Annotated in this window: 15 protein-coding genes; 4 read left to right on the forward strand and 11 right to left on the reverse strand. The window is 73.2% G+C overall.

Annotated elements, in window-relative coordinates; genetic code table 11:
* The first annotated feature begins 214 nt into the window (after positions 1-214).
* The 3 genes from EV382_RS20300 (at position 215) to rocD (ending at position 3,808) form a co-directional block, all read left to right on the forward strand.
* Positions 215-1,111, forward strand: a complete 897-nt coding sequence (locus EV382_RS20300) for a DMT family transporter (RefSeq protein WP_244236769.1) — start codon at positions 215-217, stop codon at positions 1,109-1,111.
* A 667-nt stretch (positions 1,112-1,778) separates the two neighbouring features.
* Complete coding sequence (gene ddaH, locus EV382_RS20305) at positions 1,779-2,594, forward strand: dimethylargininase (protein WP_208758640.1); 816 nt, start codon at positions 1,779-1,781, stop codon at positions 2,592-2,594.
* Positions 2,594-3,808: an ornithine--oxo-acid transaminase gene (gene rocD / locus EV382_RS20310; protein WP_208758641.1), complete on the forward strand. Its 1,215-nt coding sequence runs from the start codon at positions 2,594-2,596 to the stop codon at positions 3,806-3,808. The genes ddaH and rocD overlap by 1 nt, the downstream gene beginning before the upstream one ends.
* Positions 3,809-3,861: 53 nt before the next feature.
* Here the strand turns inward: rocD and EV382_RS20315 are convergent, their stop codons facing one another.
* The 6 genes from EV382_RS20315 to EV382_RS20340 all read right to left on the reverse strand — a co-directional run bounded on the left by EV382_RS20315 (position 3,862) and on the right by EV382_RS20340 (position 12,161).
* Positions 3,862-5,016: an FHA domain-containing protein gene (locus EV382_RS20315; RefSeq protein WP_130404194.1), complete on the reverse strand. Its 1,155-nt coding sequence runs from the start codon at positions 5,014-5,016 to the stop codon at positions 3,862-3,864.
* 224 nt (positions 5,017-5,240) lie between these two features.
* Complete coding sequence (locus EV382_RS20320) at positions 5,241-6,293, reverse strand: fatty acid desaturase family protein (RefSeq protein ID WP_130404196.1); 1,053 nt, start codon at positions 6,291-6,293, stop codon at positions 5,241-5,243.
* Positions 6,294-6,430: 137 nt separating this feature from the next.
* The gene (locus EV382_RS20325; RefSeq protein WP_130404198.1) at positions 6,431-9,859 is read right to left on the reverse strand and encodes an SCO7613 C-terminal domain-containing membrane protein; all 3,429 of its coding nucleotides are present in this window, start codon (positions 9,857-9,859) and stop codon (positions 6,431-6,433) included.
* 48 nt (positions 9,860-9,907) lie between these two features.
* Entirely contained in the window at positions 9,908-10,228 is a 321-nt protein-coding gene (gene cutA, locus EV382_RS20330; protein WP_130404200.1) for a divalent-cation tolerance protein CutA, read from the reverse strand.
* A gap of 95 nt (positions 10,229-10,323) precedes the next feature.
* Entirely contained in the window at positions 10,324-11,328 is a 1,005-nt protein-coding gene (locus EV382_RS20335) for a 1-acyl-sn-glycerol-3-phosphate acyltransferase (RefSeq protein WP_130404202.1), read from the reverse strand.
* Positions 11,328-12,161 carry a patatin-like phospholipase family protein gene (locus EV382_RS20340; RefSeq protein ID WP_130404204.1) on the reverse strand — a complete coding sequence of 278 codons (834 nt, stop codon included), beginning with the start codon at positions 12,159-12,161 and terminating at the stop codon, positions 11,328-11,330. Before EV382_RS20340 ends, EV382_RS20335 begins: the two co-directional genes overlap by 1 nt.
* A 159-nt stretch (positions 12,162-12,320) precedes the next feature.
* Between EV382_RS20340 and EV382_RS20345 the strand changes: the two genes are divergently transcribed.
* Positions 12,321-13,793 (forward strand): serine/threonine-protein kinase, encoded by a 1,473-nt coding sequence (locus tag EV382_RS20345; protein WP_130404206.1) that lies wholly within the window; start codon positions 12,321-12,323, stop codon positions 13,791-13,793.
* Between the two features lie 29 nt (positions 13,794-13,822).
* Here EV382_RS20345 and EV382_RS20350 read toward each other — a convergent pair whose 3' ends face one another.
* From EV382_RS20350 to EV382_RS20370, 5 genes are all read right to left on the reverse strand, one after another.
* Positions 13,823-14,878 (reverse strand): glycosyltransferase family 4 protein, encoded by a 1,056-nt coding sequence (locus tag EV382_RS20350; protein WP_130409037.1) that lies wholly within the window; start codon positions 14,876-14,878, stop codon positions 13,823-13,825.
* A 157-nt stretch (positions 14,879-15,035) separates the two neighbouring features.
* A complete protein-coding gene (locus tag EV382_RS20355; RefSeq protein WP_130404208.1) occupies positions 15,036-15,707 on the reverse strand; it encodes a BON domain-containing protein in 672 nt (223 codons plus the stop codon).
* Between the two features lie 184 nt (positions 15,708-15,891).
* Positions 15,892-17,529: a trypsin-like peptidase domain-containing protein gene (locus EV382_RS20360; RefSeq protein WP_130404210.1), complete on the reverse strand. Its 1,638-nt coding sequence runs from the start codon at positions 17,527-17,529 to the stop codon at positions 15,892-15,894.
* A 62-nt stretch (positions 17,530-17,591) separates the two neighbouring features.
* Entirely contained in the window at positions 17,592-19,154 is a 1,563-nt protein-coding gene (locus tag EV382_RS20365; protein ID WP_130404212.1) for a sensor histidine kinase, read from the reverse strand.
* Positions 19,151-19,852, reverse strand: a complete 702-nt coding sequence (locus EV382_RS20370) for a response regulator transcription factor (protein ID WP_130404214.1) — start codon at positions 19,850-19,852, stop codon at positions 19,151-19,153. The genes EV382_RS20365 and EV382_RS20370 overlap by 4 nt, the downstream gene beginning before the upstream one ends.
* Positions 19,853-19,861 lie beyond the last annotated feature (9 nt).

Here is a 19,861-nt window from a genome sequence, read left to right on the forward strand (position 1 = left end):
CGGGGTGTCCACGTGGGCGGGACACCGCGTTTTGCAGGAACCCGAGTCGATCAAGCCCACGGCATGACAGGGCGGGGCAGGCCCCACCAAGGCGACTCTCGGCGGCCGTACCCAGGATTGGTGTCAGGAAACACCCAGGTGGGTACTCAAGAGACGACACCGCGTGGGTGCCACCCTTTTCGTCGGCCACCACGCATTCATCAGGAGGTGTGTAGTGGTCAGGATTCCTTCGCTGTCCCGCCGGTCCGAGCCGGCACCGCCGCGGGACGAGAACCTCGACGGCCGCGTGGACGGCCGCGACACCCCGGTCACCGGGACTGGCCCGACCGGCGACAACGGCGGCCGCCCGGTGGTCACCGACCGCGATGGCGACCAGACGACGTACGCCAGCGCCGGCGCGACCGACGGCCAGCCCAGCGAGGCCGAGCGGCGGGCCAACGAGCGGGCGGCGGTGGCGCGGGCCGCCACCAAGCGACCGGCGGAGGCCGAGCCGCGGACCGGCACCGCCCGCCCGGTCGCGCCCGAGCCGTCGAACGGCACCACCCGCCCCGTCGCACCCGAGCCCGTGACCGGCACGACCCGCCCGGTCGCGCCCGAGCCGCGCACCGCCCAGACCGACGCCCGGCCCGCCGTCGCCCCGACCACGGCGCGCACCGCCGAGCGCGACGCCGACCTCGACAGCACTTCCACCCGGCGGCCCGACGCCACCGACCGGGTCGGCACGGGCCGCTCCGTCGACCGGACCCCGGGCGTGACCGCGCCCGAGCCGCCGGTGACGCGTGACCCGAAGCCGCGGGCCAGCCTGCTCGCCACGCTCGGCCTGATCGTGTCCGTGGCCGGTGCGCTCTTCGTGCTGACCGGGACCCTGGCCGGGTACGGCATCGGGCTCGGCGCGTTCGGTGCGGTGCTCGCGGTGCTCGGCCTGATGGCCACCCGCCGTCGGCACGTCGCCGGCAAGACCGACGCGCTCTTCGGGGTGCTCATCGGGCTGGCCGCGGTCGTGATCGGAGTGCTCGCGATGACCGGCCAGTTCGACTGGCCCACCACCGACGGCGACTGGGTGCAGCGGTTCCGCGAGTGGCTTGACTCACAGTTTGTCGATCGTTTCTAGCGGGCACTGTTCCGCTCGCCGGTGATGCACCGGCGAACAGCCGGCGGTTCGCCGGCAGCCCGACCAGTCCGGTGGTTCACCGGCCGGGCGACACCCTTTCAGGGGCGGCGGTTCGCCGCCCCTGAAGTGTTTTCGGGCTTCGCCAGTCCCCTCGGGATGGCTCGCCGGCACAAACGAACAGAAACCCTGCGGACAGCGACGGCCCAACCGCGGTGCCTGCCCCCTTTGCTCTGCACCCCCCCCCCCCCCCCCCCCCCCCCCCCCCCCCATGCGCCACTCACACGCCCAGCGCCCGGGCGTCCGGGCGGGCACCCGTGCGTCCGGGCGGGCACGGCGGTGGGCGCGCGGGCGCACAGACAGGCGGGTGCGCGGGCGCACAGACAGGTGGGTGCGCGGGCGCACAGACAGGTGGGTGGCGCGTATTAGGCAGCAGAGCAAAGGCTCTGCGAAAGCCCCACGGCAGGTGGCCGGAAACACGAAGCCCGACCCGCACAACCCGCAGCACAACGTTTCGTAGCCAAAAGCCGTCCAGACGCAACGAATCTTCGGTCTGCGCAACTCTCAGTGGTGGATCCTGCCGCTGACGCCGCATAACGTTGAGCCACGGCGCCAGCCCGTGGGCCACGGTGGCCGGGCGCGCCCGACCCCTGGGAGCAGGACAATGACGATGGACGCCACCAGCCAGCGCCTGTTGATGTGCCGGCCGACGTACTTCGCCGTCGACTACGCCATCAACCCCTGGATGGACCCGAGCGCGCCGGTCGACGCCGCGCTGGCCATCCGGCAGTGGGAGCAGCTGCGCCAGACGTACCGCGACCTGGGCCACACCGTCGAGGAGATCACTCCGGTGCCCGGTCTGCCCGACATGGTCTTCGCTGCCAACGGCGGCACGGTGATCGACGGCAAGGCGATGGCCGTGCAGTTCCGTGACCCGCAGCGCGCCGACGAGGCGCCCGCGTACCGGGCCTGGTTCGAGGCCGCCGGCTTCGAGATGTACGACCCGAAGCACGTCAACGAGGGCGAGGGCGACGTCCTGTTGGCCGGTGACCACCTGCTGGCCGGCACCGGCTTCCGTACGGCGCACGCCGCGCACGCCCAGTTGCAGGAGGTCTTCGGCTACCCGGTGATCACCATGCAGTTGGTCGACCCGCGCTTCTACCACCTGGACACCGCGTTGACCGTGCTCGACGAGCGGACCGTGGCGTACCTGCCGGAGGCGTTCTCCCCCGGCAGCCAGGCCGTGCTGCGGCGGCTCTTCCCCGACGCGGTGCACGCCACCATGGCCGACGCCGAGGTGCTGGGACTGAACGCGGTCAGCGACGGGCGGCACGTGGTGCTGCCCGCGCAGGCCACCGACCTGGCCGCCGCGTTGCGCGACCGGGGCTACGAAACCATCGGGGTCGACCTGTCCGAGCTACGTAAGGCCGGCGGCGGACCGAAGTGCTGCACGCTGCGACTCCGTCAGGGAAAGGCAAGCAAGTGATCGTGGATGACAAGCTGCGTACGCCGGGAGCGGTCCGGGACGCCGAACGCTGGACCGCGCACAACTACCACCCGCTGCCGGTGGTGATCTCGTCCGCCGAGGGTGCCTGGCTCACCGATGTGGACGGCCGCCGCTACCTGGACTGCCTGGCCGGCTACTCCGCGCTGAACTTCGGTCACCGGCACCCGCAGCTGATCGCCGCCGCGCACGCCCAACTGGACCGGCTCACGCTGACCAGCCGGGCGTTCATCCACGACCAGTTCGCCGACTTCTGTCGGGAGTTGGCCGAGCTGTGCGGCAAGGACCTCGTGCTGCCGATGAACACCGGCGCGGAGGCGGTGGAGACCGGGATCAAGGTGGCCCGCAAGTGGGGCTACCAGGTCAAGGGTGTGCCCGCCGGGCAGGCCAACATCGTGGTCGCGGAGGGCAACTTCCACGGTCGGACCACCACCATCGTGAGCTTCTCCACCGACGAGGACGCCCGCGCCGACTTCGGGCCGTACACCCCGGGGTTCACGGTCGTGCCGTACGGCGACCTGGACGCGCTGACCGCCGCGATCAACGAGAACACCGTGGCCGTGCTGCTGGAGCCGATCCAGGGTGAGCAGGGTGTGGTGGTGCCGCCGGAGGGCTACCTGCCGGGCGTACGCCAGGTCTGCACCGAGCGCAACGTGCTGTTCATCGCCGACGAGATCCAGTCGGGCCTGGGGCGTACCGGCGCGACCTTCGCCTGTGACCACGAGGGCGTGGTGCCCGACATGTACCTGCTCGGCAAGGCGCTCGGCGGCGGCATCGTGCCGGTGTCCGCGGTGGCCGCGAACGCCGACGTGCTCGGCGTGCTCAAGCCCGGCCAGCACGGCTCCACCTTCGGCGGTAACCCGCTCGCCTGCGCGGTGGCGATCGAGGTGGTCCGGCTGCTGTCCACCGGCGAGTTCCAGCGCCGTTCAGCCCAGCTGGGCGAGCGGCTGCGGGCCGGCCTGGAAGGGCTGGTCGGCAAGGGTCTCGTCGGGGTACGCGTCCGTGGCCTGTGGGCGGGTCTGGACATCGACCCGGCGCTGATGACCGGTCGGGAGGCGTGTGAGCGGCTCGCCGCCCGGGGTGTGCTCGCCAAGGACACCCACGGTTCCACCATCCGGCTCGCCCCGCCGCTGGTGATCACCGAGGAGGAGATCGACCTGGCGGTGACCCAGCTGGCCGAGGTGCTGGCCGGCTGAACCAGGAATGTGGTGGAAGGCGGGCGTCGGCGTTCCGACGCCCGCCTTCCGCGTCAGGGCCGGGGCAGACGCATGGCCATCGTCGGGGCCTCGGCCATCACCGAGGTCGGGGTGAACGGGGCACCGGTGGGCAGTTCCTCGGCCCGACCGATCTGCACCCCCGGGTACAACTCCACCATGTCGTTCTCGCCCAGCACCCGGGACTGCTGCGGTGCCAGCGGGATCCGGTCCGACTCGGTCATCGAACCGGCCGGGCGGATGCCGGAGCCGTTGGTGCTGACGTCGGTCACGATGACCTCGCCGACGCGCAGCTCGAAGCGGACGTGACCACGGCTGATCCAACGTCGGGCCTCGTCGTTGAGCCACTGCCCGAGCATGATCCCGCCGTCCTGCTCCGGCGCCCGGCCAGCCACCACCGGCTTTTCGTCGGTGAGCACGAACCGCCGCCGGACCAGACCGCCGATGCGCACCGCGAGCACCTCCGTACGCGGACGCGGGCCGGCGTCACCGAGCCGTGCCCCGTGCCGGGGGCAGGTCGGCACCCCGTTGCGCAGTGCGGGCGGCGGCTGCGCGGCGGGGCTGCGGTCGGCACCCCCGGCCAGGTCGGCGAACGCGCCACCCCCACCGCCGCCGCCGAACAGGGCGCAGCCGGATTCCGGGCAGCGCCAGTGGCGGGCCAGCAGTTTGACGCCGGTCGGTGACCGTTTGCCGGCCACCGGCGAGTGACCGCCTCCGACGTGTGCGATGAACACCGGCCCGCCGGCGCCGGGCACCGGGGCGACCACCCGACCGGGCTGCTCGACCAGCCACGGGAACCGACCGCGCAGCCCGTCGAAGCGGACCCGGCTGAGCACCGGCAGCCCGAGCAGGTCGGCGACCTCCAACATCCGGTCACCCGGGTTGTCGAGCACCTCGACGAGCCCGTCGTCGGCCCAGCGGCGGACGACCATCCGCTCGTTCGAGGTGAGGTCGGCGTCGGAGAGCAACGCCCGGTGCACCACCGCGTAGACCTGGACGCTGTCTTCCTCCAGCTCCCGGGAGAGCGCGTCGATGACCATGCCGAGGCGCAGCAGGCTGGCCGGCCGACCACCGTCGATGTCCTGGTAGCGGATCACCTCGGCCAGGTCGACCACGGCTCGGGCCAGCCCCGGGTCGGTGCAGACCCGACCCTCGATGGCGTCCAGCACCTTGCTGATCTCGAATCTCATGCCGCACTCCGGACGATGTCGCCAATTCGCCGGGTCGGGGACCAGCCCGTCAGCCCGCCCAGCTCATCTCGCACCGCTCCCGCGGTGAGCAGGTCTGCCATGCGCCCGACCCTACCGGGGACGACGGCCGGCACGGACCAGCGGTAGCGGGGTGTCGATCGGCCCGATACGCGCAGGCGGGGACGGTGCCGTCCGGCACCGTCCCCGCCCTCCCCCTGGTGTGTTCAGCCGCGCAGCGGCCGCCCCACCTCGTGCAGATGACCGAGTGCCTGCCGGTACGACTCGACCAGCCCGGTCTCGGCGTACGGGATGCCCTGCTCGACGCAGTAGGCACGGACGATCGGCTGGGCCCGGCGCAGGTTGGCGCGCGGCATGTTCGGGAAGAGGTGGTGCTCGATCTGGTAGTTGAGACCGCCGAGTGCGGTGTCCACCAATCGGCTGCCCCGCACGTTACGGGAGGTCAGCACCTGCTTACGCAGGAAGTCCAACTCGTCCTCGGCGGTCGGCATCGGCATGCCCTTGTGGTTCGGCGCGAACGCGCAACCCATGTAGAGGCCCCACAGCGCCTGGTGCACGACGGCGAAGAGCAGCGCCTTGACCGGCGACATGACCGCCAACAGCAGTGCCACGTAACCGATGGTGTGCGCGACGAGCAGCGCCGCCTCGACCGTCCGGTGCCGCATCGGAACGCTGTACCCGCCGTTCGGCTCCCGACCGACGATCGCCCGGATGCTCGCCACGTGCAGGTTCAGACCTTCCAGCAGGAGCATCGGGAAGAAGAGGTACGCCTGCCGCTTCGCCAGCCAGCGACCGACCCCACGGGTCTCCAACGCCTGCTCGCGCGTCCACACCAGGGCGCCCGCGCCGACGTCCGGGTCCTCGTCCTCGTGGTTCGGGTTGGCGTGGTGCCGGTTGTGCTTGTCGACCCACCAGCCGTAGCTGATCCCCACCGCCACGTTGCCGGCGAACAACCCCACCACCTCGCTGGGGCCACGCCGACGGAACATCTGGCGGTGCCCGGCGTCGTGGCCGAGGAACGCGACCTGGGTGGTGGCCACCGCCATCAGGGCCGCGAGTGGAAGCTGCCACCACGAGTCGCCGAGCAGGAACACGGCCACCCAGCCGGCCACGAAGGCACCGAGGGTGAACACGATGCGGGTGACATACCAGCCGGGACGCCGCTCCAGCAGGCCCGCCTGGCTGATCCGTCGGGACAACTGTGCGTAGTCACTGCCTCGCCGTCGTACCGGCGGTTCCGCCACCGCTCCGAGCGCCATCGCTGCTCCCGTTCCGCTTGCGCCCGTACCGGGGTGGTTCGGGCTTAATGTCAAGTCTCCCGGTCGCGGTAGCGCTGAGTAACCCCGACAGCCCCCGAATGGGGGGTAGGGCAGGCCCTACCCCTACGGGTTCCGGTTCAGCCGAGTCGGCCCACGGCGGCGCGCAGTCGAGCCAGGTCACGGCGCCGCCGCTCGTAGGTGGCGGCGAGCCCGACCAGCACCAACCCGCCGACCCCCAGATAGATCCAGCGGGGCAGCAGATCCCACCCCCGGGCCAGCTCGTGCAGCGCCAGCAGGGTCAACACCCCACCGCCGAGCAGCACCGGCGCCTGCCATCGGCGGGTCGCCCCGGCCAGGACGACGCCGAGCGCCGCCGCGCCGAGGAGCAGCCGCCGCCACGGCTGCGGGTCCGACCCGGCCAGCACCGACATGAGGCTGGGCAGCAACGCCGCGACCACCCCCGGGCCGAGGGCCGGCCAGCTGGTCAGCCCCGGCCGGGTGCGCAGCGCCAGCAGACCCGCGCCGACGGCGAGCGCCGCGGCCGGCAGGGTGTACGCCTCCAGCACCGTCACCCCACCGGCGGCCAGCAGCACCCAGGCCCCGAGCAACTCGCTGCCGGCGGCGATCCCGGCGAACGTCCACCGCCGACCGGCCGGTTCACCCCGGCGCAGCAGTCGCAGCGCGACGGCGACACCCCAGAGCACGCAGACGGTGGCGAGGTGCCGTGCCACCTCGACGGTGAGCACCGCAGCCACCAGCGCGACGGCCTGCGCGGTGGCGTCCAGGACGCGGCCCAGCCGGACCCGCGCCGGGGTGAGCGCTGCGGCGGCCAGCACCAACGCGGCAACCGCCAGCAGTGGGTACGCGGCGGCCCGCAGCGGCAGCCCACCGGCGAGCGGAGCGGTCACCGCCAGCGCGGTCGCCGCGCCCACGGCGGCGAGACAGCCGACGACCCGTACCTCGAACTGGCGCGCTCCGACGGCGACCGCGACCGCCGCCACCAGCAGCACCCCCTCGGCCGCCAACGTCCCGGCCCGGGTGGCCAGCAGACCGAGCACACCGGAGGCCACCAGCACCACGCCCACCGGTACGGCGATCGGTGCGAGCGCCGGGCGGGGCGCGGCCAGCGCGGTGAACAGCAGCGCGGCCAGGCCGACGAGCAGGACGGCGGCCGGCAGCACCGGCCACGGCGCGCCGACCGCGACGAGCAGCACCGGCAGCGCCGCCGCGACGAACGGCAGCACGGGCGGCAGCGGCAGGCCGACCCGCCGACCGGCCAGCGCGGCGGCCACCGCCAGCACGACCAGCGCGAACCCGACCGGCAGCACCGTCGGGTCGGCGACGACCGAGGGCACCCCGGACCACACCCGGTCCCGGCCGCCGGAAGGCGACACGAGCGCGTCCAGCACCGTCGGCAGGGCCGCCAGGACGCCCACCACCGCCAGCGTTGCGCCCGCCGCCAGCGTCAGCGCCGACCGGGCCGGTACGCGCTCGTCGGCCGTCGGCGGGTCGTCGAGGGCGACGAACGCGACACCCAGCGCGGCGAGCGCGGCGTACAGCGCAAGCGGCTCGTCACCCGCCCCGACCAGCGGCACGAGGCCGGGCAGGGCCACCGCGACGACGGCACCGGTCAGCGCGTACCCGGTCAGCTCGGCCCGGTGGCGACGCGCCGCGAGCGCCGCGCCCAGCGACAGCCCGGCGGCGGCCAGCGCGAGCCGGGCCTGCCACCAGGGCGGCGCGCCCGTGGCGAACAGCGCCACCGCCGCGACCCCGGGCAGCGCGAGCTGCGCGACGAGCAGACCGGCGCCGGCCACCTCCCGGTACGCTCCGGCCCCCCGTCGTACGGCCAGCGCCAGCCCGACCACCGTGAGAGCGCCGAGCGCCACCAGGGCACCGGTCGGGGCGGCCAGGGCGACCAGTAACCCGTGCCCGAGCAGGACGGCACCACCGAGCACACGGGTGAACAGGGGCACCGGTGGAGTCGTCGGGCGGGCCAGCACGGCGAGCAGCAGCGCGACCCCGCCGACCAGGTCGACGGCCACCACCTGCGGCCAGGAGGCTGTCCAGCCGGCGGGCACGGCGAACAGCACCACCGTCGCGCCAATCGTGGCGAGCACATCCCGCACCGTGCGGGGCAGCAGGAGCACCATCGCGCCGACCGTCAGCGCCACGGCGGGGGCCAACTGCCAACCCCAGCGCAGGTCCGGCCCCATCCCGGCCCCGTCCCAGGCGGGCAGCGACCGGCCGACCGCGGCACCCGCCAGCCCAAGGGTGATCAGCACGGTGACCTGCGCCGTGCCCGCCGCGACGAAGAGCGCACCAGCACGCGGCCCGGTCCGCCAACCGTCACCTGCCGCCGCCCCGACCGACGCAGGCAGCAGCCGCACGGCGGCCGCCAGCCCGAGCGCCCCCGTCGCCGCCGCGAGCAGCAGCAGGGACGGCCGCAGCTCGGCCACCGGACGCAGCAGGGCGGCGGCGAACACCGGCACCAGCAGCCCGGCCGCCGCCGCCCGCAGCGCCCGCCCTCCGACGAGCCAGGCCGCGCCCAGGCCGGTCAGCGCGACCAGCAACAACGGCAACCCGGCCAGCAGTGGCGATCCCCCCGCCCGCCCACTGAGCAGCGGCACCACCGCACATCCGGTCGCGCCCACCAGCGCGCCGACGTGGGCGACCCCGGCCAGCACCCGGCCGACGAGCTGCGCAGCCCCCTCCCGGCCACGCAACGCGGCGAACACCGCCAGGTTCAGCAGCGCCACCCCGAGCAGGACCAGCGCCCACCCGGCCGCCCCCAGCCCGGCCTCCGCGGCGAGCAACGGCAACACCGGCTGGGCGGCTATCAGGGCGGCGAACCAGGGCCCCGTCAACCTGCTCCACCTGCCGTACGCCACGGCGACCGCCGCGCTGGCCCCCCCGACCAGCGCGGCGTACCGGCTGCCCGGCCAGTTGGCCACCCCGGCCAGGTCCACCGACCAGGCCGCGTAACCGTCCAGCACCACCAGCAGCAACCCGACCGCGGCGAACGTCTCCGCCGTACCGCGCAGTCCACGGCGGACCGCCAGCAGCGGTACGCCCAGAGCGAGCGCCGTGAACGCCGCCAGGATCAACGCCCGCCCACCAACCCCGACCGCCGCCCAGGCCACCGCGGTGAACACCACCGCAGCGGTACCCAGCAGGAGTCCACCGAGGACGAACAGCAGACCCTGCACGGTCCGGGTCGAGGTCTCCGCCGCACCCGGCCGCGCATCTCCCGCGCCCCCGGGCCCCCGGCCAATCGACGGCATCGGCGCGACCGGAGACATCGGGCGCGCCACCACCGGGGCGGCCAACCCGGCCCGGACGGCCGCCGCCAGTTCGGCCCGCCGCCGCGACACGGCCGACAGACGTCCGGCCAACTCGGTGTACGTGCGACGGGCCCGCTCCACCTCCGGCTCAAGCTCGGCGACCTCCCGGCTCAGCCGAACCACCTCAGCGGCGATCGGGTCGGGCGCGCGCCGGCAGCCGGAACAACCGGCGCTCAGATCGGCCGGCGCACCGCAGGCGGGGCAGGGGTAACGGGTGTCGTCCACCCGGCCATCATCGACACCCGACCCGGCTTCCACCCAGAGTGCGCGTACTCAGGATCGCGTGTGCTCGTACACCCACATCGCGTAGTCGGGGTTGCCGCTCTCCACCCTGGACACCAGAATCTCCGGCACCTCGTACGGATGGCTGACCCGGATCTGGTCCAGCAGCGCGGCGAGCCGATCCGGTGCGGTCTTGAACTGTACCGACCACTCGGTGCTCGTCTCCATCCCGGACCGCCACCAGTACGTGCTGTCCACCTGACCACCCACCTGGGCGCAGGCGGCGAGCCTGCCGGCGACGGCCGCGGCCGCCAGCACGTCGGCGACCGAACGCGCGTCCACCACCGTCGTCACCACGCAGATCTCGTCCACGCCCGCACCCTACGCGGCCATACGCCGCTGAGCCCGCCTTTCGCTCGCGACCCTTACGCTCCGCATCGTCACGCTCACCGGAACCCGCCTTTCGCTCACCGGTTACCGGCGATCCAGGAGTCAATCTGCGCCCACCAGTCGAAGAGCCAGTCGATGCGCTGCTGCCGCCCGGTCGGAACGTCCTCCGGTGGCACCGACCAGAACCGCATCACGATCCGTTTGTCCATCGGCAGTTCCCGCCACACGTCGGCGACGGTGAGCATCCGGTCCAGACCGGTGTGGGCGACGAAGATGACCCCGGCGTCCGGTGCGGCGTCCAGCGCGGCGAGCATCCCGCCGGGCTGCGGGGCGAGCACGTGCCGCATCCGCTCGGCGCGCAGGGCCATCCGTTCCAGGCCGAGGGAGCGCAGTCGGGCGATGGCGCGCAGTCGTCGCCTGGGGGTGAAGTTGCCGCCCTCGGGGAAGATCACGAACGCGTCGTTGTCGTCCAGGCCGGTGGCGAGGTGCCCGACCTGGCGTACCGTCTCCTCGCCTCGCTCCGGGGTCGGCGCGATGAACCGGTTGGGCAGCCGGTTGAGCAGCACGTCGATCGCCGGATCCCACTGGAGGCTGTCCTTCAGGACGATCCGCGGCTCCCGGTGGAACCAGTTGACCAGACCGTGGATCAGGATGAACGAGTCGCCGGGCCCGGCGTGTCGGCAGAGCACCAGCTCGGGTCGGCCGGGCAGGGCGGTGTCCGGGTCGGTGCCGACCACGTCGATGCGCAACCGCAGTGTCCACCGCGCCTGCCAGAACAGCGCCCGCAGGAACCAGCCGGCCAACACGTAGTGGGCACGCTGGAAGGCCGGCGACCGGGTCCGCCAGCCGAAACCGGAGACCACCCAGAGCACGAAGAGGGCGAGCAGCGCGGCGGCGTCCCAGACCAGGTAGAAGCAGCCGATCCAGAGCAGTCGCAGCGGGCGTAATCGGCCCGGGACCAGCGGGGACGCGGCCGCCGCGAGCAGCGCCCAGACCGGCAACGTGGTGACCACGAGGAAGGCGAGCAGCACGACGGCGGGGGCGAACAACAGCCGACGTAGCCACCGGGGAGGCAGCGGCATCACCGCTCCAGGTGGGTGGCGAGGTAGCGCCGGGAAGCGGTGTACGCGCGGCTGATCCGCCGCCCCACCGCCGCCATGTCCCGGTACGCCCACGGTGTGTCGTCGCGCGGGTTGAGCCCGCCGGTCGGCAGGACGTGCACCTCCACCCCCTCGGGCAGCGCCGCCATCTCGCGGAAGAAGCGGTGCCGGCGGGAGATCTCGAACGCGACCTGCGCGATCTCCCACGGCCGGCGGGGTGGGGTCAGCTCCCGTTCGATGCGTCCCACCTGAAGGACGTAGATCCGGCGGGCGCCGACGGCCACCGCCTCGCCGATCGGGATGGAGTTGACGATCCCGCCGTCCACGTAGTGCGCGCCGTCGATCTGCATCGGTGGAAGCAGGCCCGGCACCGAGGCCGACGCCATGACCGCCGGCACCACCGGACCGCTGTCGAACCAGTGCTCGGCGGCCCGCTCGATGTGGGCGGCGCAGCAACGGAACGGCACCCGCAGGTCGGCGAAGGTGGTGTCCACCCCCAGTTCGGTTTCGAGCAGGCGGCGCAGCGGCCGGGGTGAGTGCAGGTGGGTGCGGGCGGCGAAGCGGCGCAGCTGCCGGGCGACGGAGTCGCCGTACACCTCGCTCGCCTCCGGTGAGGCCCAGAGCCGGACCAGCCGGTCGGTCACCGCCTCCGACGGGTCGGCGGCGACCAGCGCACCGTTCACCGCGCCGATCGAGGTGCCGAGCACCATGTCGGGTTGGATGCCGGCGCGGAACAGCGCCCGCAACATGCCGACCTCGACCGCGCCGAGCACTCCCCCGCCGCCGAGCACGAACGCCACCGGTCCCCCCACCATGTCTCTCATCCTGGCACGGGCCCGCCGCCGGCCGATGGGCCGCCGTCAACCGGCGATCAGCGCACGGCTGCTGCCGCCTGTCGACGGCCGTTGGCGTTGACAGGCAGGAGACATTCGCGCAACCTGATACCGCTCCCACCCCTGAGGCAGGTGCGATCCGTGAAGGCAGCGCTGCATCCGGGCCGATTGCTGGCTCGCAGATACCGACTTCTGGACCAGATCGGCGCCGGCGGCATGTCGGTCATCTGGCGTGCCCGGGACGAGGTTCTGGACCGGGCGGTCGCGCTCAAGGTGCTCGCCCCGTCACTCGCCGCCGACGCGCGGTTTCGGGGCATGGTGCGCGACGAGGCGCGGGCCGCCGCCCAGCTGGTGCACCCGCATCTGACCTCCGTGCACGACTACGGCGAGACGGTCGACCCGGACGGCTCGATCACCTCGTTCGTGGTGATGGAGCTGCTCACCGGCGAGGAGTTGAAGCTACGGCTCACCGAGGGGCCGTTGCCGTGGACCGAGGCGGTCCAGGTGGGCGCGCAGGTCGCGGACGCGCTGGCCGCCGCGCACCGGCTCGGCATCGTGCACCGGGACATCACCCCGGCCAATGTGATGATGACCGGGACGGGCGTCAAGGTGCTCGACTTCGGCATCGCCACCCGGATCGGCGCGCCCGACGAGGACGAGGACGGCGAGACCTTCGGCACCCCGGCGTACGTCGCCCCGGAACGCCTCGACGGCGCGCCGGCCCAGCCGTCCACCGACGTCTACTCGCTCGGCGTTCTGCTGTACGAGGCGCTCACCGGCCGGGTCCCGTATCCGGCGGACACCTGGGAGCAGCTCAGCGCCGCGTTGGCCACTGGTCCCCCGCCGACGCTGGCCGACCTACCGGACCTGCCCCCGGCGGTGGCCCAGACCTGCCTGCGCAGCCTCGCCCGTAACCCCGCCGATCGGCCGACCGCCCGGCAGGTCGCCACCGCGCTCCGCGACCACTCGCTGCCCGCCGAGCCGTCGACCGCGACCGTCCGGGTGCCCACGCCGCCCCTGCCACCGCAGTCACCCGCCGTCGCGACGGAGGCGCCCGCGGCACCGGACGGCGGGACCTCCTTCGCTGTCAGCGAGCCGACGAGCGAGTCGGGCTGGTCACGTCGACGGTTGGCGCTGGCGCTGGGGCTGGTGCTGGCCGTCGGGCTGACCCTGGCCGGGGTGGCCCTGCTGCCCGACCAGCAGCCGACCCACCGGGCGCAGCCCTCCGCTGGTCCGGTGGAGACCCCGTCGACCGATCCGCCGACCCCCGAGCCGTCCGCGCCGAGCGCGCCGACCGCGACACCGTCGACGACCCCGACCACCGGTGCGCCCACCTCGAACCCGGGCACCCTGACCGAGGCCGCGAACCGGGTCGACGGGCTGATCAGCGCCGGGCTGAGCGCCGGGGAGATCCGCGACGATGTGGCCCTCGACCTACGCAACGAGCTGCGCAACCTGACCGTGGCCGTCGGCTCCGGCCGCGAGGACCTGGCACCGCCGGTGGCCCGGCTGCGCGAGAAGGTCACCGTCCGCCTCGGTGAGGGCGGCATCAGTCCGGCGTACGCGTCTCGGCTCGACGCCGCCATCACCGAGCTGGGTGCGACCCGGGTCTGACCCGGCCCGAGCCGGGCGGATGTGGTGGGTCAGTTCGCCGGCACCCGGGCCGATTCCCGTACCTCGCGCCGGCCGAGGGCGAAGCGCTGGTAGACCTCCGCGTAGCCGCTCGCCATCCGCTCGACCGAGAAGTTCTGCGCGACGTGCGCCACGCAGTCCTCCGGGTCGAGTCGCTGCGCCGCGAGCAACGCCGCGGGCAGCTCCTCCGACCGTTCCACGACGAGCCCGGTCGACCCCGGTCGAACCAGCTCCGGCACCGCACCCCGGTTGAGCGCGACCACCGGGGTGCCGGTCGCCATCGCCTCCAGCATCACCATCCCGAACGGCTCGTCCCACTGGATCGGCATAATCAGGCAGCGGGCGTCGACCAGCATCCGCAGCGTCGTCGCGCGGTCCGCGTTGAGCACGACGGTCACGTCCTCGTCGACCATCGGCGCGACGACCTGCTCGTAGTAGCGACGCTCGGCCGGCTCGTTGCACTTGCCGGCCAGCAGCAGGGGCAACCCGGCCGCCCGGCACGCCCGGATGGCGGTGTCCGGGCCCTTGTCCGGGCTGAACCGGGCCAGCCACAGCACCGGCCCGGCGCCGGGTGCGTGCTTACGCGGAAAGCCGCGGATGTCCAGGGCGTTGTGCACCGTGCCGGCCCACGGCAGATCCTGGTTCAGCCGGCGCTGGGCGTGCGAGATCGCCACCAGGGCGACGCCCGAGTCGATGTCGCTCAGCACGTCGCCGTACTCCCCCACCGGGTTCCCGTGCACTGTCGCGACCGTCGGCACCGCCCGGCGGCCGGCGACCAGCGGACCGATCGTGGTGTGGTCGTGGATCACGTCGAAGTCGGCCGCGCTGATCAGCCGATTCACCCGGGCCAGGTGCGCCAGCTCGGGCAGGGATTCGCCGAGCCGCTCGTACTGGACCTCGGCGACGGTCGAGACGAAGCCGTCGGCAGCGGTGCCGTGGTCCCCGCCGGCACCGAACAGGGTCACCGTGTGCCCCTGCCCACAGAGCGCGTCCACCAGCGCGGCGACGACCTGCTCAAGGCCGCCGTAGCCGGGCGGCGGTACGGACAACCACGGTGGAACCACCATCGCGATGCGCAGCGACCGCTCGTCGGGGCGGCCCGGAGGCGGGTGGTTCACGGCCACGCATCCTCCCCGTTGATCCGCGCTGCGACGGCGCCGCCGGTCGAACCGGTCGGCGGCGGTTTCCCCGTACCGTCCCAGGTAAACCGGACACGGCGGACGCTCACCCGCCCACCAGGAGCTGGTCGTGGACCATCCGCACCCCGGGCGCGGACCACGCCACCCGCTCGACCTGGTCGCGTTCCCACCAGGAACGGACCACCCCGGCGAGGACCAACGTGTCGCCGTCCACCTCGACGGTCACCCGCTCGCCGCCGAGCGTGCGCAGCAGCGCCCGCTGGACGTCGTGACGCAGCTGCTCGGCGGCCGGTGGGGCCGCGGGTCGTACCTCGATCAGGTTGGTGATGCCCCGTACGCCGTCGAGTCGACGCAGCTCGCCCTCGGCGGCACGCCGTTGCCACCCGAACTCGACCTCACCGCGCAGCATCAGCCAGCCGTTGGCCACTGTCACGTCCAGCCGTTCGGCCGGCACGAAGCTGTCCCACTCCAGGGCCCGGGTGGCGGCGGTGGCGACCTCGGCGTCGGTACGCCCCGGAGTGCCGGGCAGCCGCACCTCCATCTCGTCGGCGACCGCCCGTACGCCACGGACCCGCTGTGCGCACCGCGTCGCGGCCCACCCCCGCGCGGCACCGTCCACGATGCCGGTCAGGGTGACCACGCCCTGGTCGACGGTGACCCCGATCTCGTTCGGTTGCAGCTGGGCATCCCAGGCCAGCTGGGCCAGGACGTCGCGTTGGATCCGCTGGTCGTCGCGGACAGCCACCACCTCGGTCATGGCACCCCACCCCCGGTTCCGGTCGCCGACACTCGTCCACCGAACCTGCCCGGCAGACGGGTGACGGCGGTTCACCCGGGTCGGGTGAACCGCCGTCGGGCGGAAAAAAGCGGCGGGTGACGGAGCCGACCCCCTCGGCCCCGCCACCCGCCGCCGGAGGGAGGAAGCAGGAACAGATCGTTGGTCAGGACGTCTCGGCGAGCGTCACGGTCACCGACTTCTCGACACCGTTGCGCTTGAACTGCACCTCGACGCGGTCGCCGACCTTGCCGGCCTGCACCGCGCCGACCAGGTCGTCCGAGTCGTTGACCGGCTTGTCGCCGAACCGGGTGACGACGTCGCCGCGCTGCAGGCCGGCCTTCTCCGCCGGGCTGCCCGGGGTGACCGACGCGACGAGGGCGCCGCCGCCCTCGGCCTGGTTGACGCCGACCCCGAGCGACGGGTGGCTGACCTTCTCGCCACGCTGGAGCTTCCCCGCGACGTCCTTGGCCTTGTTGCTGGGGATGGCGAACCCGACGCCGATGTTGCCGGTGCTCTGCCCGGAGGTCGCGATGGCGGTGTTGATGCCGATCACCTCACCCCGGGTGTTGACCAGCGCGCCGCCCGAGTTGCCGGGGTTGATCGGCGCGTCGGTCTGGAGCAGGCCGGAGATCGAGCTGACGGTCTGGCTCTGCTGCTGGCGCGGGTCCTGCGGCTGGCCCTCGCCGGCCCGGATGGTGCGGTCCCGGGCGCTGAGGATGCCCGAGGTCACCGAACCCTGGAGGCCGAGCGGGCTGCCCAGGGCGAGCACCTGGTCGCCGACCTGCATGGCGTCGCTGTCACCGAACTTCGCCGGCTTGAGGTCGCTCACCCCGTTGGCCTTCACCACGGCGAGGTCGGTCTTCGGGTCGGTGCCGATGATCTTCGCGTCGGCGGTCTTGCCGTCGGCGAAGACCACCCGCACGGCGTCGCCCGCGGCGGACGCCACCACGTGGTTGTTGGTCAGCACGTACCCGTCGGCGCTGAGCACCACCCCGGAACCCTCACCGCTGTCGGTGGTGATCGAGACGACGCTGTCCTGCACCGACGCGGCGATCTTCGGCAGGTCCGCGCCGTTGATCACCGGAGCCGCGGAGTAGGTACGGGTGATGCCGCCGCCGTCACCGTCGAGGGCGAGGGCGAGGGCGCCGCCCGCCACACCGGAACCGAGCATCAGGGCGAACACCGCGACGCCAGCACCGGCGAACTTGGCGATCCGGCCCGGTCGAGGGCCACTGCCGGGCGGCGCGACCTGCGGGCCCCACGGCGGGACCGGCTGGCCCGGGTGCTGGGGGTGCTGCCCCAGGTGCTGCGGGTGCTGCCCCGGGTGCTGGGCGTGCTGGCCCGGGTGCTGCTGGTGCTGAGGGTGCTGGGCGTACGCCATGCCCGGCTGGCCCCCGCCGGCCCAGCCGGACTGCTGGCCCGCGTACCAGGGGGCACCGGGGTAGTGACCGGCGGCCGGCTGTGGGTAGCCGGGCTGGCCGGGTGTCGGGTGGCCGGACACCGGGTACGGCGGCGCAGACGGAGTGGCCGAGGGCTGGTAGCCGGTCGGCGGCTCGTACCCGGTGGGCTGCGCGGCGGCCGGCTGCTCGGCGGGCGCGGTGGCCGGGGTGACGGCGGTGGTCTCGGCGTCACCGGCGGTCGAGACGACCGTCGGGTCATCGGCGGTCGAGACGGCCGGTACGGGAGTGGTCGGGGAGTCGGACTGCACGCGCTCGTCGCGCGGCAGCTCGGCGGTGGGGTGCGACGGCTCGGCGTCGGTGGGGGCCGGCCGGCGCTGCGGGTCGGACTCGAACTCGGTCATGGCACTACCTTCTCCCCCAGCACTGCAATCAAGCTGGAACCGTCCTGGAAGTTGGCTGAAAGTCACTCGCCCGCTCCGTCGACCTGGGCGAGCAGCGGCAGCCGGACCCGGAAGGTGGCCCCACCCCCGGGTGTCTCGGCCACCTCGACCGAGCCGTGGTGAGCGGCGACCAGCGCCGCCACGATGGCCAGGCCGAGGCCGGTGCCGGTGTTGCCGTCGGCCCGCCGGGTACGCGCCGCGTCGGCCCGGTAGAACCGCTCGAAGACCCGTTCCGCCTGTTCCGCCGTGAGACCCGGGCCGGTGTCGGCCACCTCCACGACCGCGAAGCCGCCCGGTTCGGCACGCAGCCGTACCCGGATCTCGGCCTCTGGTGGGGTGTGGGTCAGCGCGTTGGTGACCAGGTTGCCGATCACCTGACGCAGCCGGGCGTCGTCGGCGGAGACGACGAGCGGGCCCGAGTCGGGCTCGATCTCCAGCTCGATCCGCCGATCCGGGGCCATCGCCCGAGCGGCCTGTACGGCGTCGGAGGCGAGCACCGGCAGCTCCACCGGGGTCAGCGCGAGTGGTCGTTCCCGGTCCAACCGGGCGAGCAGCAGCAGGTCCTCAACCAGCAGCCCCATCCGGGCCGCCTCGTCCTCGATCCGGCGCAGCAGACCAGCGGTCTGTTCCGGTTCGCGGGCCGCACCCTGCCGGTACAGCTCGGCGAAGCCACGGATGGTGGTCAGCGGAGTCCGCAGCTCGTGCGAGGCGTCGGCGACGAAGCGCCGCATCCGCTCCTCGGAGCGGATCGCTCGCGCCTCGGACGCCTGGGCGGCGGCGGCGGCGTCCCGGGCGGCGCTCTCCGCCCACCGCGCCGAGGTCTCCGAGGCCGCTCGGGCGGTGAACGCCGCCTCGATCTGGGTGAGCATCGCGTTCAGCGCACGGGAGAGCCGGCCCAACTCCGAGGTGGGCTCGGCCTGGCCCTCCTCCGGGTCGGGCACGCGGCGGGAGAGGTCACCGCCGGCGATGGCGGCGGCGGTGCGTTCGATCTCCACCAGCGGTTTGAGGCTGGTCCGGACGACCGCCGCGCCGACCGAGGCCAGCATGATCAGCACCGCGCCGCCGACCAGCAGGTCGATCCAGGCCAGCCGCTTGACGGCGAGGTCGACATCCGTCAGGTGCTGGCCGATCGCGGCTATCTGGCCGCTGGGCAGCTCGGTGTAGAGCATCCGCCAGCGCACCGAACTGTCCCGAGCCCGGACGGTGAACGGCGCACCGTTGCGGGCCTCTTCCTCGGCCCGGAAACCGTCCGCGTCGGTCGGCCACGGCGGCAGATCGTCCATCCGGAAGGTGCTGGTGTCGAAGACCGGGGCCCGCGCCTTGCCGGTTATCGGGTCGGTCAGCACGACCACGTAGTCGGTCGGCAGCAGGACGCGGTTCGACGACGCCGTGATGTTCTGGATCCGCTTGGCGGAGTCGTGCAACTCCTGGTCGATCTGGTCAACCAGGTAGTTGTGCAGGAAGTACGCGGTCGAGACGCTGATCACCAGGAGCGCGACGGCGACCAGCGCCAGCACCGAGGTGACCAGCTTGACCCGCAGCGGAACACCGCGGACCCGGCCCTTCGCCTGTTCGACCGCGTTCACGCCGCCGGCTTGCGCAGCACGTATCCGACGCCGCGGAGGGTGTGGATCAGCCGGGGTTGGGTGGTGTCGACCTTGCGCCGCAGGTACGAGATGTAGGACTCGACGATGTTGTCGTCGCCCCGGAAGTCGTAGTTCCAGACGTGGTCGAGGATCTGCGCCTTGGACAGCACCCGGTTGGCGTTGAGCATCAGGTACCGCAGCAGCTTGAACTCGGTCGGCGAGAGCTGCACCCGCTGGCCGGCCCGGTGCACCTCGTGGGTTTCCTCGTCCAACTCCAGGTCGGCGAAGGTGAGCCGGGACGGGGCCTGCTCGCCGGTCGTGGTGCGACGCAGCACGGCCCGGATCCGGGCGGTCAACTCCTCCAGGCTGAACGGCTTCGTGACGTAGTCGTCGCCGCCCAGGGTCAGCCCACGGATCTTGTCGTCGGTGGCGTCCCGCGCGGTCAGGAACACCACCGGGGTACGCGTGCCGCCCTCGCGGAGCATCCGGATGACCTCGAAGCCGTCGAGGTCGGGGAGCATCACGTCGAGCACCACCAGGTCGGGCCGGTGGTCCTTGGCGGCGCTGAGGGCCGCGCTGCCACTTGTCGCTGTCGCCACGTCGAAGCCCGCGAACCGCAGGCTCGCGGAGAGCAGTTCGAGGATGTTGGGGTCGTCCTCGACGACAAGCAGTCGCGCCTCGGTCTGGGTAGCGGGCATGCGCCCATC

Origin of the sequence: Micromonospora violae, from assembly GCF_004217135.1 — a bacterium.
In the GTDB taxonomy this organism is placed as follows: domain Bacteria; phylum Actinomycetota; class Actinomycetes; order Mycobacteriales; family Micromonosporaceae; genus Micromonospora; species Micromonospora violae.